Origin of the sequence: Deinococcus hopiensis KR-140, from assembly GCF_900176165.1 — a bacterium.
Lineage (GTDB): Bacteria > Deinococcota > Deinococci > Deinococcales > Deinococcaceae > Deinococcus > Deinococcus hopiensis.
The window spans coordinates 358,027-372,418 of the sequence record NZ_FWWU01000007.1 but is presented as its reverse complement, the minus strand read 5'-3'; the positions used below and the strand labels follow the sequence as shown (position 1 = coordinate 372,418).

At 62.6% G+C, this 14,392-nt stretch carries 13 protein-coding genes; 11 read left to right on the top strand and 2 right to left on the bottom strand.

Annotated features, from left to right (window positions below; genetic code table 11):
• The gene (locus tag B9A95_RS10340; RefSeq protein WP_084044985.1) at nt 1–843 is read left to right on the top strand and encodes an IS3 family transposase; all 843 of its coding nucleotides are present in this window, start codon (nt 1–3) and stop codon (nt 841–843) included.
• 276 nt (nt 844–1,119) lie between these two features.
• Here the strand turns inward: B9A95_RS10340 and pdxR are convergent, their stop codons facing one another.
• Nucleotides 1,120–2,709: a MocR-like pyridoxine biosynthesis transcription factor PdxR gene (gene pdxR / locus B9A95_RS10335; RefSeq protein ID WP_084047073.1), complete on the bottom strand. Its 1,590-nt coding sequence runs from the start codon at nt 2,707–2,709 to the stop codon at nt 1,120–1,122.
• A gap of 35 nt (nt 2,710–2,744) precedes the next feature.
• On the opposite strand from pdxR, the gene B9A95_RS10330 reads away from it, so the two are divergent.
• From B9A95_RS10330 to B9A95_RS33540, 3 genes are all read left to right on the top strand, one after another.
• Nucleotides 2,745–3,995: an outer membrane protein assembly factor BamB family protein gene (locus B9A95_RS10330; RefSeq protein WP_084047071.1), complete on the top strand. Its 1,251-nt coding sequence runs from the start codon at nt 2,745–2,747 to the stop codon at nt 3,993–3,995.
• Nucleotides 3,996–4,080: 85 nt separating this feature from the next.
• Nucleotides 4,081–4,827, top strand: a complete 747-nt coding sequence (locus tag B9A95_RS10325) for an alpha/beta hydrolase (protein WP_170928563.1) — start codon at nt 4,081–4,083, stop codon at nt 4,825–4,827.
• 217 nt (nt 4,828–5,044) lie between these two features.
• The gene (locus tag B9A95_RS33540; RefSeq protein WP_084047067.1) at nt 5,045–5,674 is read left to right on the top strand and encodes a CPBP family glutamic-type intramembrane protease; all 630 of its coding nucleotides are present in this window, start codon (nt 5,045–5,047) and stop codon (nt 5,672–5,674) included.
• 508 nt (nt 5,675–6,182) lie between these two features.
• On the opposite strand, the gene B9A95_RS10315 is transcribed toward B9A95_RS33540, so the two are convergent.
• The gene (locus B9A95_RS10315) at nt 6,183–6,449 is read right to left on the bottom strand and encodes a GlsB/YeaQ/YmgE family stress response membrane protein (RefSeq protein ID WP_084047164.1); all 267 of its coding nucleotides are present in this window, start codon (nt 6,447–6,449) and stop codon (nt 6,183–6,185) included.
• Between the two features lie 861 nt (nt 6,450–7,310).
• Between B9A95_RS10315 and B9A95_RS10310 the strand changes: the two genes are divergently transcribed.
• The 7 genes from B9A95_RS10310 to B9A95_RS10280 all read left to right on the top strand — a co-directional run bounded on the left by B9A95_RS10310 (nt 7,311) and on the right by B9A95_RS10280 (nt 14,353).
• Complete coding sequence (locus B9A95_RS10310) at nt 7,311–8,180, top strand: MurR/RpiR family transcriptional regulator (RefSeq protein ID WP_084047065.1); 870 nt, start codon at nt 7,311–7,313, stop codon at nt 8,178–8,180.
• A 42-nt stretch (nt 8,181–8,222) separates the two neighbouring features.
• A complete protein-coding gene (locus B9A95_RS10305) occupies nt 8,223–9,491 on the top strand; it encodes an ABC transporter substrate-binding protein (protein WP_084047063.1) in 1,269 nt (422 codons plus the stop codon).
• Nucleotides 9,492–9,569: 78 nt separating this feature from the next.
• On the top strand, nt 9,570–10,490 hold the full coding sequence (locus B9A95_RS10300; RefSeq protein WP_084047060.1) for a carbohydrate ABC transporter permease: 921 nt from the start codon (nt 9,570–9,572) through the stop codon (nt 10,488–10,490).
• Nucleotides 10,487–11,311 (top strand): carbohydrate ABC transporter permease, encoded by an 825-nt coding sequence (locus B9A95_RS10295; protein ID WP_084047058.1) that lies wholly within the window; start codon nt 10,487–10,489, stop codon nt 11,309–11,311. The genes B9A95_RS10300 and B9A95_RS10295 overlap by 4 nt, the downstream gene beginning before the upstream one ends.
• The gene (locus tag B9A95_RS10290) at nt 11,308–12,774 is read left to right on the top strand and encodes a gluconokinase (RefSeq protein ID WP_084047055.1); all 1,467 of its coding nucleotides are present in this window, start codon (nt 11,308–11,310) and stop codon (nt 12,772–12,774) included. Before B9A95_RS10295 ends, B9A95_RS10290 begins: the two co-directional genes overlap by 4 nt.
• Entirely contained in the window at nt 12,771–13,409 is a 639-nt protein-coding gene (locus B9A95_RS10285; RefSeq protein ID WP_084047052.1) for a bifunctional 4-hydroxy-2-oxoglutarate aldolase/2-dehydro-3-deoxy-phosphogluconate aldolase, read from the top strand. The genes B9A95_RS10290 and B9A95_RS10285 overlap by 4 nt, the downstream gene beginning before the upstream one ends.
• A complete protein-coding gene (locus B9A95_RS10280) occupies nt 13,406–14,353 on the top strand; it encodes a sugar kinase (protein ID WP_084047049.1) in 948 nt (315 codons plus the stop codon). The genes B9A95_RS10285 and B9A95_RS10280 overlap by 4 nt, the downstream gene beginning before the upstream one ends.
• The last annotated feature ends 39 nt before the right edge of the window (nt 14,354–14,392 follow it).

The following is a 14,392-nucleotide window of genomic DNA, read 5'->3' as shown; positions in this document are numbered from 1 at the left end:
ATGCGCGGAGCGCGCCCAAAAGAGGTGTCGGTGCGTCGTCTGTGTGAGCTGCACGGGGTTAATCGCTCGTGGTTCTACGAACAGCAGGGCCGGGAGGAGATGGACGCCGATCAGGCGTTGTCCCAGGACATTGAGGCCGTAGTGGTGGAGTTCGACGGATACGGATATCGGCGTGTCACCCGCGAGTTGGCCCGACGAGGCCGCCCAGTGAACCACAAGCGCGTGTTGAGAGTCATGCGGGAACGCCGGTTGCTCTGCCGCCCGAAGCGCCGCTATCGGGCGACAACCGATTCCAACCACAACGAGAAGCGCTTCCCAAATCTGCTACGCGAAGTCGTCCCAGTACGGCCAGATCAGGTCTGGCAAGCCGATCTGACCTACGTGCGAGTCCGCCAAGGCTTTGTGTACCTGGCCTGCGTGCTGGACGGTTTTACCCGTGAGGTGGTGGGCTGGTCCATGTCAAAGTTTCTGGACGCAGATTTACCGCTGGCAGCGCTCAACAACGCGCTTGCAGCGCGTTGTCCTGCCCCCGGTCTGCTGCACCATTCGGACCAGGGCGTGCAATACGCCAGTCGGGTGTACGTGGACCGCTTGCGGTCCGCAGGAATCACGCCAAGTATGTCCAGGACAGGCAATCCCTATGACAACGCCAAAATGGAGAGCTTCTACAAGACCCTGAAGACTGAGGAGGTCGATCTGCAAGAATACGTCGATCTGGACGACGCTCGACGACACATCGAGTTCTTTATTGCGGACCTGTACAACCGTCGCCGACTGCACTCCAGCCTGGGGTACGTTCCACCCGCCGAGTTCGCCGCCCGCTACACTACCGCCCAGATGTGACTTGCCCTGCGGTCCGCTCGATTGGGTTCACTCCAGACCTTTACGTGGCCATGAAAGTCCAGAAGCATGGTAGGGGACGATGAGCGCGGCTGGAAACAGCGGACTACCTCCTCTACGAGGTGATGATCCGCCGCTTGGCCAAACGTTCCCCTGATCTTTTTAGGAGGCACTTTGACAGGCGGCGGCTTAAGTTGGAGTTGCGAGAAGGCGGACAGCGAGGTGGGTGTGACGTACGCGTTGCCAAGCGAGGGGCAGACCGCTCTTCAGCTCATCGACCTAAGGCTGTGACAGGGCCGCACGAAGGAGCCGGGCGAGTTGCTGAACACCTCGCCGCAACTGCGCTTCGCTGACCCCCGCGTAGCCCAGGAGGAGCCCCGGAGTGCCGGCCCCACTCAAGCTCCAGGTCGAGAGCGGCCAGACCTCAAGTCCCTCGGCTTGCGCCGCTTGCGCAATTTCCAGGTCGTTCAGATGCCCGGGCAACCGCAGCACCCAGTATGTTCCAGCTTGAGGAGGCTCCAGGCTCAGGACATCCCCGAGTTCCTGCGTCAATGCGTCTTCCAAAACGCTGCGGCGCCTCGCATACAGCGCGCGGCACCGTTTCATGTGCCGTGCGAAGTGCCCCTCTCCAATAAAGTCTGCCAGGGCAGCCTGTTCAAGGAGGGATGCCGGCGCACTGACGATGCGGCGCATCCACAAGAAATCGCTGATTCGTTCCTGTGGAACCACCAGGTACCCGAGGCGCAACGCTGGAAAGAGCGTCTTGTTGAAGCTTCCGCTATACAGCACCCGGTGGTCCGTGTCCAATCCCTGCAGGGCTGTAATTGGCGGTCCGGCATACCGGAACTCACAGTCGAAATCATCTTCTAAGATCCATGCCTGCGCTTCCCGTGCCCATCCCAGCAGCGCCTGTCGCCGCGCCGCACTCATCGTGACGCCGGAAGGAAACTGATACGACGGCGTGACGTAGGCCATGCGCGCATGGGGTGCCCTAATGCGCCCAGCCGCCACGTCTATCCCTTCCGCATCCACTGGGATGGGAATCGGCCGTGCGTCAGCCGCGAGCAGGGCCTCCCGGGCGGCGAAATACCCTGGGTCCTCGAACCAGACCTCATCCCCTGGATCCAACAGGACGCGGGCTGCCAGGTGAAACGACAAGTGGGAGTCGGCAATGATGATTTGCTCCGGGGTGCAGCGCACTCCCCGGTACACGGCGAGGTAGGAGGCCAGGACTTCACGCAGGGCCAGAAGGCCACCATCCTCCTGGGAAAGAAACAAATCCGTGGACAGGCGAGCGGTGTGTTTGGCCAGACACCGTTTCCAGGTCGCCAGTGGAAAGGCCTCACTGGCAGGCACCGCGAGTCGAAAAGCGGGCGTGTTTCCAGCAGCTGCCGGAACGTACGGAAACCAGAAGGAACCGACCTGGGCGCGTAGGGCCTCTGTCCGTAGGGCAGGCCGCTGTGAGGCAGAGGCATTGGGGGGATGCAGAGGCGCGTCGAGCTCCGCCACGTACGTTCCCGCCCCCCCTACTGACCGCAGGTAGCCCTCACTGATCAACTGATCAAACGCCAGGGCGACCGTGTTCCGCGAGACCCCGAGTTCGCGGGCTAGCACCCGAGTCGATGGGAGGCGCGTACCCAGACTCAATTGCCCACTCAAGATGCGTTCACGCAGGCCTCCGAACAGTCGACGGTGAAGTGGGAGCTGATTCGCACCTTCTAAAGCAAAGCCCAGAAGCGCCGATGGGAGGCCGTCCCTTCCCTGTTGTGCCGAATTGGCTCCTTCCGACTCACCGGAATTGGCCCTCGTAGGCTGTCCACCACTCCCCTTATTGTGGGTTTCATTCAGCGCGTGGGATTCGCGGGTCATCGGAATGCCAACCTAGCACTGTCTCAGTCGCCGCAATGCGGCTGGAGGATCAGGTCAGTTCGTTGTCCGGTCTTCCCAAATTCAGTCGAATTCCACCGGGAGCCTCCATGTCTGTTCTACCCAAGCTGGTGCTCTTCAAGTCCGTCGGCCTTGCCCTTGCCCTGACAGGATGGCCTGCCTTGACCCTGACATCCAGCGGTTTTCGCAGTGACGCCCTTCATTCCGGAACATTTGATGGCCCAGGTGTACCAGCCTTGCACGGCGTGAAGTGGAAGTTCAAGACGTCCGGTCCAATTCGCTCGACACCCGTCCCTTACGGCAACCTCGTCATTTTCGGGAGTGGCGACGGTTTTGTGTACGCTCTCCGCTCGGATAATGGCGCGCTGGTCTGGAAGGTCCAAACAGGGGGAGACGTCGCTTCATCACCCCTGGTGGTGGACGGCACCGTGTACTTCACCAGCCGTGACGGTTTTCTGTACGCCGTGCAGGCGCAGAGCGGTGCCACCCAGTGGAAAGCCCGCTACGACCGTGACAGCAAGGCCAAAGATGCCTGGGACTACTACTTGTCCTCTCCCGTTGCGGACAGCCAGGCCGTGTATGTGGGCTCCTCTACGGGGATCACCCCCATGCAAGACGGTGGCCTTCTCGCGTTCACACGGAATTCAGGGCGCCTGTTGTGGTCGCAGGAACTCTTTCAGGGGGTTCGCTCCAGCCCAGCCTTGCGCGGCGACGTACTCTACGTCGGTGCCTGGAAATTCGATTTTGTAGCGTTGAACGCTCAGACTGGCAAGCTGCTGTGGTCGGCAGACATCAGCGGGGGTGTTCCGTCTTCTCCCGTTCTGGGGAAGAACATGGTGTACTTCGGAAGCCGAGACAGCAATTTCTACGCGTTGGACAGTAAGAGTGGCAAGATTCGCTGGGGTCATGGCAATGGGGGAAGCTGGGTCGTGCCTTCCGCTGCATTTGCGAATAACACGCTGTACTACGGCAACTCAGACCAGAAAATGATGTTTGCGATGGACGCAGCAACGGGAAAGGTAAAGTGGCAGCGGCCACTTGCCGGTAACATATTCGCCTCTCCGGCGCTGGCGGCAAACACCGTATACACCGCGTCGTTCAACGCGTACGCCACCAAAGAGCCTGGAACCCTTTACGCTTTAGACGTAGCGACGGGGAAAGAGCGCTGGCACTTCCAGGCGGGCGCTGCGATTCTGTCTTCACCTGTCATTGTCCGCGACACCGTATTTTTCGGATCGGACGATGGCATTCTCTACGCCCTTCACTAAAGTGAAACGGCATCGGTGCTGGCCCTTGGCCCTCCTCCTTCTTGGATTCGCACACGCATCCTCTCCCTCCCAGGTGCAGGACTTGATGCTGTACAGCGCTGCGCTGAAGCAGGACCTGTCCCTCCGCGTCTATCTGCCTCCCGGTTACAGCGCGGGGCACCGCTACCCAGTGGTGTACTTGATGCATCCCTATGGCGGGGATGAAACCTTCTGGCTGGGCATACTGCCTACCCAATCTCTACTCGATGAGCTTTTGCGGGAGAGGCGAATTCATCCCCTGATCGTGGTCTCCCCCGACTACCGCTTCTCCTTCGGGGTGAATAGCAGCCCAGCCCGGGCCATCAGCGGCGTCACACCCGGCCGCTGGGAAGACTACCTGATTCGGGAACTCATCCCTTATATTGACGCATACTTCTCTACAGTGCCCAACCGTACAGGGCGGAGCGTAGGTGGGATCTCGATGGGCGGTTACGCCGCCCTGTTCCTGGGGTTGCGGCACCCGGCACTGTTTGGCCGGATCGGGGCACACAGCGCGGCTCTATGGGATGGGCATGACGATCAGTACACGGGGCAGCGTGACTGGCTCTATCCGTCCCCAGCCCTTCGGGGCGCACGTGATCCGTTCTCGCTGCTCCAGCGGACACCCCTGAAGACTTATGCGCTGTTCGTGGATGTGGGGAAGTCCGACGCTCTTCAGGGCGTGAATGAGCACTTTGTCCAGAAGTTAAAGCGGGAATGTGGGAATACCATCTTCATGCAAAAGACAGGCGGGCATGACCTGACGTACTGGCGGTCACAGCTGCGCCAATACCTCATGTTCTACGGCAAATAAAAATGATTTCATCGGGACCCGCGGAAGACCTGCCGTACGCCACGAGGCGACTGCAGGCCTTTGCTGACCTGAGACGAAACGGGGGGAATTCGCATGTTAATGAAGACGATCAACCAGACGGGTTTCGGGGAACGATACCCGGGTTGGGCACTTACGCTCACGACCCTGACACTCCTGGTCACTTTGGGAGCCGCCGGAACGTTGCTTTCCCTTCTGAGTGAAAATAGGAGTCACCACGCGCTACCCCAACTTCAGCCCGTTCTCCTGGTCTTTCCCTCTGGCTGAGCTTCTTGTTTTTTGGGAAGCGCCAGTGGCGCGTTGCGTCACCGAAGCCGTTTGGCCAGCTCTCCTGGCGAGACGCACGCTTCTTCCTCATTCCCGGACTTGTCGTGTTGATTCAGGCCTTTGGGACACATCCTGCGTGGCCCCACAGTGGGGGAGAACTCTTATACTTCGTTGGTTTTGCTGTACGATTGGCTTTGTGGAGGAGGGCTTGTACCGGGGCCTTTTCATCAAATGGCTCCTGCCAAAAGGATTTTGGACAGCCGTATTGATTTCAACAGTGCTATTTTCCGTAACGCACGGCCTAAATATGCTGGGCGGTCAGATCGCTGCTCAAACCCTCCTCCAGGTTGGGTTTGCCTTTCTGTTTGGTGTGGTTGCGGCCCTTTTACGCTTCCAAGTGGGCTCGCTGGTGCCCTTGATGCTGTGGCATTCTGTGTATGACACTGTTTGCTTCCTCGGTGGTCAAGAGCACCTTACTGCTGTCGCCGTCAGCTGCCTGATTCTGCTTCTTTACGCATCATGGCTTTCTGCTAGAGTGCGTCAAGGACTAAAGTGGGTCTGAAGAAGATCAGGCTGGGCCTTTGGTCGGAGCGAATCATTACCTCGTAGACAAGGTGTGCTGCTGTCTTCGGCAGAGCTCCGTCATACGGGGACAGAGAAGTTTTTCTCCAAAACTCCCCACAAAGACCACTTATGGAGACGACCAACAAGAGATTCAGGAGGGGCCGGCGGCTGGAGGACGTTCCGCTCATTATCTGTGAGGTCGTCAGGGGAGGTAGCGTCCGCGTCATGTGCTCACCACCTCCGCCCCATCATTCCCCCATCCCTTAGTCATACACCCCCCCCGCCAGCAGGGATTTCAGACCCCCTTTAAAAGTAGACCTTGGAGATACGTTTGAGCCGTGGCTCGCAGGAATGCGCTGCAGGGTATCCATTCGCTGGCTTGCACCCCCTCCGTGAGTCGACGGAGTACCAATAGGGGGACGCTGCAGCGCAGGCCACCCTCCTACACCAAAACGTGCCACCTCGGAGAGGTGGCACGTTTGCTGAATGGGTGAGCGAAGGGAGGGTTACCGAAGGACGCGCAGGCCCTTGAGGATGGCGATCAGGACAACGCTGCCGACAACGCCCCAAACGATGCTCATGAGGTTAAAGCCGTCTCCCGCGGCATTGCCGCCAAGGTGGAGGAGGTTGCCGAAGAGGAACTGCGCGAGGAGGCTGCCGACGACGCCGATGAGGATATTGGCGACGGCGCCCTGCTGGCCGTCGGTCTTCATGACGAGGGAAGCGAGCCAGCCGCAGAGGGCGCCAACGAGAAGGGTGATGATCCAGGACATGCATGTATCCTTGCCCTCCGTGCCGCTGGACAGGCCCTGTTGGCCCACCTTCTCAAGGTCTGCGCAGGGCTTTCTAAACGATCTGGGCCTGTTGCGTCAGGTACCTGAGGGGTGCACGGACCTTTGGCTCGCGTACCGCCGCTCTCAGCGCCGGATGCAGAAGCCCGGCACTGAGTTCCTGTGCCGGTGCGGAGTACGTGTCTGTTTATCTGGCAGCTACCGGTTGACCTCCACGCTCCAGGCTGAGCCAGCAGTCGTGCGAGCACCTCGTCCTCGGGAAGCGGCCAATTCCATCCTCGCGCTGCACCTGCACCTTGCCGCAGAGCAGTTGGCTGGATTTGAGGCAGGACGGAAAGAAGCGCTGCTCGGTCTGGCTGGGTCAGGTGGGTTTCTTCAGGGTTCCTGAAGAGACACCAGGGGGCTTGCTCTCGTTTCGACCATCCGAGACGAGACAGGCAGACGCATCTTCCGTTCTCCCCAGTGTGTTTAGAGAGTGTTATTCTGTATAGAAAGGACCAATTATGGAATTTTGCTCCATATGCGCAACTGTTCTGGAAGCGGAACAGGTCCTCTTTCCCCTTCAGGCTGTCAACAGCAGTCTGGCAGGGATCATTCGCACCAACCGTCTTGAACGGCAGTAGGAGTCCAGCCGCCAATAGATCAGGCCTTGGGGAGCAGCTTGCTCGCAGTGGTTGAACTGAAGTGAGGGAGACGGGGAGGCGCTATTCGTCTTGAGCGGAGTGGAAATGCACTCCACGTTGATATTCCAAACCCGAAGTGTCGGACGTATATTCCTGGTGTTTCTCAATCCACCCATAACGCGGACCGGTTCTCTGGTCTGAGGAAGGACGCACATCCTGTATGTCCGGTGACACTTCCCATCTGCCGCCGATCCTGCGCCGCCTGCATTTGCTGAGGGGTGAGGTCGGGGTGGCCAGTGGGCGAGTCATTGAATACATCCTCCACGACCCTGAGGGCTTTCTCGGGCTGACCATAGCCGAACTCAGTGAGCGCACCGGGACGGGCGACGCCACTGTGGTGCGGGTGGTGCAGAGCCTGGGCTTTGGGGGCTTTCAGGAGTTTAAACTGCAGCTCTCCCGTTCGCTGGCCGTCACCCGGCAGACGAACATTGGGGTGGACGCAGGAGACGCGGCCGTGACGGTCTTAAGTAAGGTGTTCGACGGCGCGGGCATGGCCCTGCGTGACACGCTGGGCCATTTGGACCTGGAGGCTTTCAGTTCAGCGGTGCAGGCCGTCTCCCTCTCCCGGCACATCGCGTTGATCGGCCTGGGCTGGAGTGGCCTCATCGCCCTCGATGGGCAGCAGCGGGGTCTGCGCCTCGGCTTATCCTGCGCTGCACATACCGATCCCAGTGCCTTCTTGCAGGTATCCTCCCTTCTGGAACCCACCGATGTACTGATCGCGGTGTCCTTTAGTGGCGCCAGCCAGGATGTGGTACGGGCTGCCCGCCTGGCGCGGGGAGCTGGCGCGTCCGTGGTGGCGATCACTGGCCTTGGCCGTTCTCCCCTCACTCGCGCGGCACACCACACCTTGACCAGTTCCGCACCAGGCGACCGTTACCGCCCCGAGGGCCTGAACGTCCGGTTTGCGCAGCTGTGCCTGCTCGACGCCCTGTTTACCAGCCTCCACGCCTCGCAAGAACCCTATATGTCCGAACGCATTGCTCGGGCACGCGACGCTCGCCGTGAGTTGAACGCCGACCCCACCTGATTCACGTTTTCGCCGGCCCCCGTGGCCACCAGGAGGTCCAGTATGCGCAAAGTTACCTTGTTCGCCCTGACGGCCGTTCTCTCGCTGGGCGCTGCGCAGGCCCAGAGTTTCAAGTGGGACTCTGCCAAAGGCACCACGCTGCGCGTCTTGCTTAACCAGCACCCCTGGACGACAGCCATCCAGCCGTACCTGCCGGAGTTCGAGAAACTCACGGGGATCCGGTTGGTCACGGAAACCTACCCGGAAGCGCAGTTCCGCCAGAAAGTCCTGGTGGAGCTTTCCACTGGCGGGCAGAACCTCGATGCGTTCATGATGTCCCCCGGCCAGGAAGGGCAGCTGTACGCGAAGAGCGGCTGGGTGGAGGACCTGGACAGCTACGTGAACAACAGGGCCGTCACCGCCGGCAACTGGGGCTTCAGCGACTTCTTTCCCTCGGTCGTGAATTCCACCCGGTATGCGGGCGTGATGACGGGCATACCCATCCAGACCGAGACCACCATGCTGTTCTACCGCAAGGACCTCTTTCAGAAGTACGGCGTCGCCGTGCCCAAAACCCTCAAGCAGCTGGAAACAGCGGCAAAGACACTTCACGGCAAGGACGGCGTGGTCGGCATTGCGCTGCGCGGTAAGGGTGCGGCGGCCACCAGCCAGTTCGCGCCGTACATGTACGCCTACGGGAGCCAGTGGTTGAAGGACGGTGACGCCAACTTCAGCGACCCCAAATTCGTACAGGCGATGACGTTCTACACCGGCCTGCTGCGCAATTACGGTCCGCAAGCCGCCGTGACCATGAGCTGGCCTGAGGTAACGAACCTCTTCGCGCAGGGCAAGGCCGCCATGTTCACGGACGCCTCGCTGTTCCGCTCCATTGTGGACGACCCCAAGAGCAGTTCAGTCGCCGGAAAGGTCGGCTTCGCGGCCATGCCGGGCAACAAGCCGACCGTGACCTCGTGGGCCTTATCCATCAGCAAGGGCAGCCGGAACAAGCAGGCCGCCTGGCTCTTTACCCAGTGGGCCACCAACCGCCAGAACCAGCTGCGCGTCCTACTCAAGGACGTTCCCGCTGTGCGCCGCAGTGTCTGGAACGAATCTGCCTTCAAGAGCCAGGACAAAAACCCGGAGTGGACCAGGGCGCACCTGGGTCAACTCACCCGGGCCACACCCCTGTGGAATCCTCCTGTCAGCCAGGTGGGTGAGGTGCGCGACGCGCTCGGACAGGCCATTGTGGGCATCTTGCAGGGCGGCAATGTGAGGGAGCTGCTGGAGCGGGCCCAGCAGGCCACCAACACCATTATCAGCAAGGAAAAGTAGGCGAACTCTCCTGACGGACCGGCCTCTGCACCCAGTGGGGCCGGTTCCCTCCGCCTGTGCCCCTCGCCGAGGTGACCCATGAGCCTGGCTCCCAGTTCAAAGTCGACGTCCCAGCCCCTTCCCGGTCGGAGGTTTTCCACCTGGCTGGACCGCAACATCCGCTGGGTTTTTCCACTTCCGGCCGTCCTCGCCCTCTTTGCGCTGACCATCTTGCCCCTGATGTTCAACCTGGTGCTCAGCACGCAGGAGCGCTCGGTAAGCGCGGCGCTGCCAAGCAGCTTCGTGGGTCTGGGCAATTACACCGCGGCGTTGCAGGACCCGCGTTTCTGGAATTCCGTACGGTTGATGTTCCTGTTCACGCTGATTGCCGTACCCGCGCAAATGCTGCTGGGTCTGGGGCTCTCCCTGCTGCTCAGCCGTAAAATGCGCGCTTCCGGGCTGGTGCGGGCCGTCGTGCTGCTGCCCATGATCTCCACGCCGGTGGCCGTGGCCCTGATCTGGGCGTTGATGATGGACCCCAACCTGGGCGTCTTGAATTACTTCCTGCAATCGCTGGGGCTGAACCGCAGCCTGTGGTTGGCGGACGCGCGGCTGGTGGTTCCCGCATTGGCCCTGGTCGACATCTGGCAGTGGACGCCCCTGGTGTCGCTGATCTTGCTCGCGGGGCTCCAGACCATGCCCGAGGAGCCGTTCGAAGCCGCGCGAATCGACGGCGCGTCACCCTGGCAAGTCTTTCGCTTCATCACTTGGCCCATGCTTCAGCCCGCGGTGTTCGCCGCGCTGACCTTGAGGCTGATTGATGCCCTGAAGACCTTCGACATTATCGAAGTGATGACCCAGGGGGGGCCTGGCAGTGCCAGCGAGACCCTGAACGTGTATGCCTATCACACCGGCTTCGAGTTCCTGCGGGTCGGGTACACGGCGGCACTGCTCACCCTGCTCCTCGTTACGGTTGCCGTGGTCGCCATCGGCGTGAATCTGCTGAGGCGCCGAGGATGAGTGGCGGTCGCGAATCTTCCCTCAGGGACCTGGTGCTGAACGTCTTGCTGGGGTTGATCATCCTGGCGATGCTGTTTCCGTTCGTCTGGATGATCCTGATGAGCCTTAAGACCCAGGTGCAGAACACCGCGCCCACACCAGTCTGGCTGTTTACGCCCGTACTGGACAACTACCGCAACGTAATTGAGCGCAATGACTTCCTGGTGTTCACCAAAAATAGCCTCATCGTCGCGGTAGCGGCCACGTTCATCGGCATGGTGTTGGGCCTGCCGGCGGCGTATGCCATTGCGCGCTTCAAGCAGCGGGGCCTGAGCTTGTGGATTTTGATCAGCCGCATCATCCCCTACATCACGTTCCTGCTGCCGTTATTTCTGGCCTTTACACGGCTGAACTTGATCGGTTCGTTTACCGCCCTGATCACCAGCCACCTGATCATTACCCTGCCGCTGATCGTGTGGATCACCATCGCTTTTTTCGAGGACATTCCCACCGACCTCGAGGAAGCGGCGCTGGTGGACGGTTCAAGCCGGGCGGGGGCCTTCGTGCGGATTATCCTGCCGCTCGTCGCGCCAGGCATGGTGACTGCAGGAATTCTCGCAATGATCTTTTCCTGGAACCAGTTTCTGTTCAGCCTGATTCTGGGCGGACCGGCGACCAAGACCGTGCCCGTGGCGGTGTTCAACTTTCTGAGTTACGGCAGTCAGGACTACGGAGCGATCGCGGCGGCAGCCGTGCTGATTACCCTCCCGATCATCGTGCTGTCCCTGACCGTTCAGCGTTACATCGTGAAGGGCCTGACTGCCGGGGGCGTCAAGGGATGAGGGCAGTCCACGCTCCGCCTCCCGTCGTCCTGGCCCTGGACCTGGGCAGCAGCGGCGTGAAGGGCGCGGCATTCGACACGTGGGGGCGCAGCCTCGCGGGCCTGGAGGTGCAGGAAAGCGTCGCGCTGCGGTACGCCTCGGGTGGCGTCGCTGAGGTGCCTCTGAACGACGTCATGACAGCGGCCGAAAGGGTGCTCGACCGGCTGCACAGCCGCCTGGGGAACCGCGCCGTGCTGGCGGTCGCGCTAACGTCCATCGCGAGCACCCTCGTCGCGCTGAACAAACGGGGCGAAGCGGTTGGCCCGGTCCTGTCGTATGCAGACACCCGCTCTGCTGGCGAGGTGGAGGCCCTGAGGGGACTGACGTCACCCGATGAAACGGGCTGTCCTGCCTTCAGCGCGTACTGGCCAGCGCAGGTACGCTGGTGGCGCTTGACGCACCCTGAATTGTCCGTCGCCCGGTTCTGCTCGGTGCCGGATTTTCTCCTGGAGCGCTGGACGGGTGAGTGCGTTACGAGCTACTCGCTCGCCTCCTGGACGGGACTGCTGGACCGCCGAACGCTGGGTTGGAATGCGCGGGCGCTCGCAGCGGCGGGACTGCACGCTTCGCAGTTGCCGGTCCTCGGAGACCACGACACGCCCCTGTTCCTCCAGCGCAGATGGGCTGACCGCTGGCCCAAGCTGGCGCTTGCGCCCTTTCATCCGGCGGTGGCGGACGGCGCCACCGCCAACGTCGGCAGTGGCGCCCTCACCCTCAGCCGCCCGGCGGTGACCGTTGGCAGCACCAGCGCGGTGCGCTTCGCCGTGAGGGGCGACCCGCCTCCCATCCCGCCGGGCTTGTGGTCGTACCGCATTGACCGGGAGACGCACCTGCTGGGCGGCGCGCTGACCGAGGGGGGGAACCTCTACTCGTGGCTGCAGACCACCTTACGCCTGGGTCGGGAATTGGATCAGGAGCTCCTGACGTTGTCCCCGGACGCGCACGGCCTGACCTTTCTGCCCGCGCTGGGTGGCACCCGCAGCCCCGATTACGATCCGCACGCGCGCGGCACCATTCACGGCCTGGGGTACGCCACAACGCCTGTTGAAATCGCCCGGGCCGCAATGGAGGGCGTCGCTTGCCGATTGGCGAACGTCGCGTGGCGGCTCCCCGTCTCCGGTGACGCGTTGTTTGTCGCCAGCGGTCAGGCGCTGCTGGCCTCACGGGCGTGGCAGCAGATCCTTGCGGACGCGCTGGGACGCCCACTGCTGTTGGAGGACATCCGCGCAGGAGCGAGCGCTCGCGGCGCAGCGCTGATGGCCCTGCAGAATCAAGGCCATCAGGTGTCGACCGAACCGGTCGCCCAGCGCCTCGTGAAGCCTGACCCTGCGCACCATGACGCTTACCGGGCACTGCACGTCCGCATGGACTGCCTGACCGATCAGCTGCGGGAATTGCGGACGCTGCGGGAGCGGGTCGGGTGAGCGGCCTGTTGGACGTTTTGACGCGGGACCGGGTACTGCCCCTCTTCACGCCGGAGGACCTACGCGCGTCCCGCACCCGGTTGGAGGCCCTGCAGGACCTGGGCGTAAGAGCCGTGGAATTGACTGCCCGCTCCCCGAAGGCCGCCACGAACTTCGGCACACTTCGGCGTGAGTTCCCCAACCTGCTCCTTGGCGCGGGCACCATTCTGGACCCCGACACGGCCCGGGCGTACCTTGCGCAGGGAGCGGCCTTTCTCGTGGGCCCTTGCCTGATCCCGGAGGTGGCGAGGGTCTGCCGCGAGGTGGGCGCGCCGTATCTCCCCGGTGCGGGGACGGTGCGGGAGGTGGTTGAGGCGCAGGGCGCTGGGGCCGAGATCGTGAAGTTGTTTCCCGCTGAGGTTCTGGGTCCAGCCTTTGTCCGCGCGCTGCGCGGGCCTTTGCCCGGTGCGCGGCTGCTGGTGACGGGCGGCGTGACGCCCACCGAGGAAAGCGTGAGGACGTGGCTCGAAGCTGGCGCTCTGGCAGTCGGGCTGGGCGGCGCACTGTTCAAGCTGCCGGCTGAGCAGCAGCTTCGCCGCCTGAAGGCCCTGCTGGCCACCGCGCGGCAGCTGACCCCCAGTGAGGCGCGTCCATGAGTGGTGCGGCTCCTGGAGGCGTCCTGACCTTCGGGGAGGGGCTGATGAAACTGGCCCTCCCGCCAGCGCAGCGCCTGGAAGAACTCGGGAACCTGCGCGCGGAATGCGCGGGGTCTGAGCTCAACGTTGCGGCGGCGCTACGGACGCTGGGCCGTCCGGCAGCGTGGGTGAGCGGTCTCCCCGGGGGTCCGCTGGGGGACTGGGTGCGCGCCCATGTTCGCGCGCTTGACGTTCAGGACCTCAGCCTGGAACGCCCAGGCCGGTTGGGCACGTTCTACCTCGAAGATCACCATCCACCCCGCCCCAGCCGCGCCGTATACGACCGTGAGGGCACAGCGTTTCAGGCCCTGACCGCCGCGGACCTGAACGGGTCCTGGCTCGGGGGCCGCTCAGCGCTGCACGTCAGCGGCATCAGCCTCGCGCTGGGACCGGGGCCGAGGGCGCTTGCGCTGGCTCTGGTGGGAGCGGCACGTGAACGCGGCGCCGTGGTGTCTTTCGACGTGAATCACCGCCGCTTGCTGCTCCCGGACCATGCCGCGGCAGACACCTATGGCCCAGCGGCGCAGCGTGCAGATCTCACCTTCGTTGCGGAACGTGACGCCGAGCTCTTCGGAGGAGCTGAGGGTCTGCGCGCCCTGAATCCCCAGGCCCAGATTATCGTCACCAGAGGCGCGCGGGGCAGCGAAACGCACCTGCCGGGCGGCGAGGTAATCACTCAGGACGCGTTTCCAACCGCGGGGCCCGGCCGGGTGGGTCGTGGGGACGCTTTCGCAGGCGGGTACCTCCACGCCTACCTGGACGGCGGGTCTCCCCGCGAGGCACTCCGCTTCGCCGCTGCGTGCGCCGCCCTGAAAACCACCCTTCCTGGTGACCAGCTGCGCGCCAGCGAAGCGGAGTTGCGGGCCGTCCAGGCAGGCAGCGAAACGGATGAACCGCGCCGCTGACGTTGCGCGCCGACGTGCTGGGTACGGAGTAAAGGAAGG

What these genes read in the sequence shown, in the direction of transcription:
- B9A95_RS10340 (WP_084044985.1), top strand. Translation starts at nt 1, where the DNA reads ATGCGCGGAGCGCGCCCAAAAGAGGTGTCGGTGCGTCGTCTGTGTGAG.
- pdxR (WP_084047073.1), bottom strand. Translation starts at nt 2,709, where the DNA reads ATGACCCGCGAATCCCACGCGCTGAATGAAACCCACAATAAGGGGAGT.
- B9A95_RS10330 (WP_084047071.1), top strand. Translation starts at nt 2,745, where the DNA reads ATGCGGCTGGAGGATCAGGTCAGTTCGTTGTCCGGTCTTCCCAAATTC.
- B9A95_RS10325 (WP_170928563.1), top strand. Translation starts at nt 4,081, where the DNA reads ATGCTGTACAGCGCTGCGCTGAAGCAGGACCTGTCCCTCCGCGTCTAT.
- B9A95_RS10315 (WP_084047164.1), bottom strand. Translation starts at nt 6,449, where the DNA reads ATGTCCTGGATCATCACCCTTCTCGTTGGCGCCCTCTGCGGCTGGCTC.
- B9A95_RS10310 (WP_084047065.1), top strand. Translation starts at nt 7,311, where the DNA reads ATGTCCGGTGACACTTCCCATCTGCCGCCGATCCTGCGCCGCCTGCAT.
- B9A95_RS10305 (WP_084047063.1), top strand. Translation starts at nt 8,223, where the DNA reads ATGCGCAAAGTTACCTTGTTCGCCCTGACGGCCGTTCTCTCGCTGGGC.
- B9A95_RS10300 (WP_084047060.1), top strand. Translation starts at nt 9,570, where the DNA reads ATGAGCCTGGCTCCCAGTTCAAAGTCGACGTCCCAGCCCCTTCCCGGT.
- B9A95_RS10295 (WP_084047058.1), top strand. Translation starts at nt 10,487, where the DNA reads ATGAGTGGCGGTCGCGAATCTTCCCTCAGGGACCTGGTGCTGAACGTC.
- B9A95_RS10290 (WP_084047055.1), top strand. Translation starts at nt 11,308, where the DNA reads ATGAGGGCAGTCCACGCTCCGCCTCCCGTCGTCCTGGCCCTGGACCTG.
- B9A95_RS10280 (WP_084047049.1), top strand. Translation starts at nt 13,406, where the DNA reads ATGAGTGGTGCGGCTCCTGGAGGCGTCCTGACCTTCGGGGAGGGGCTG.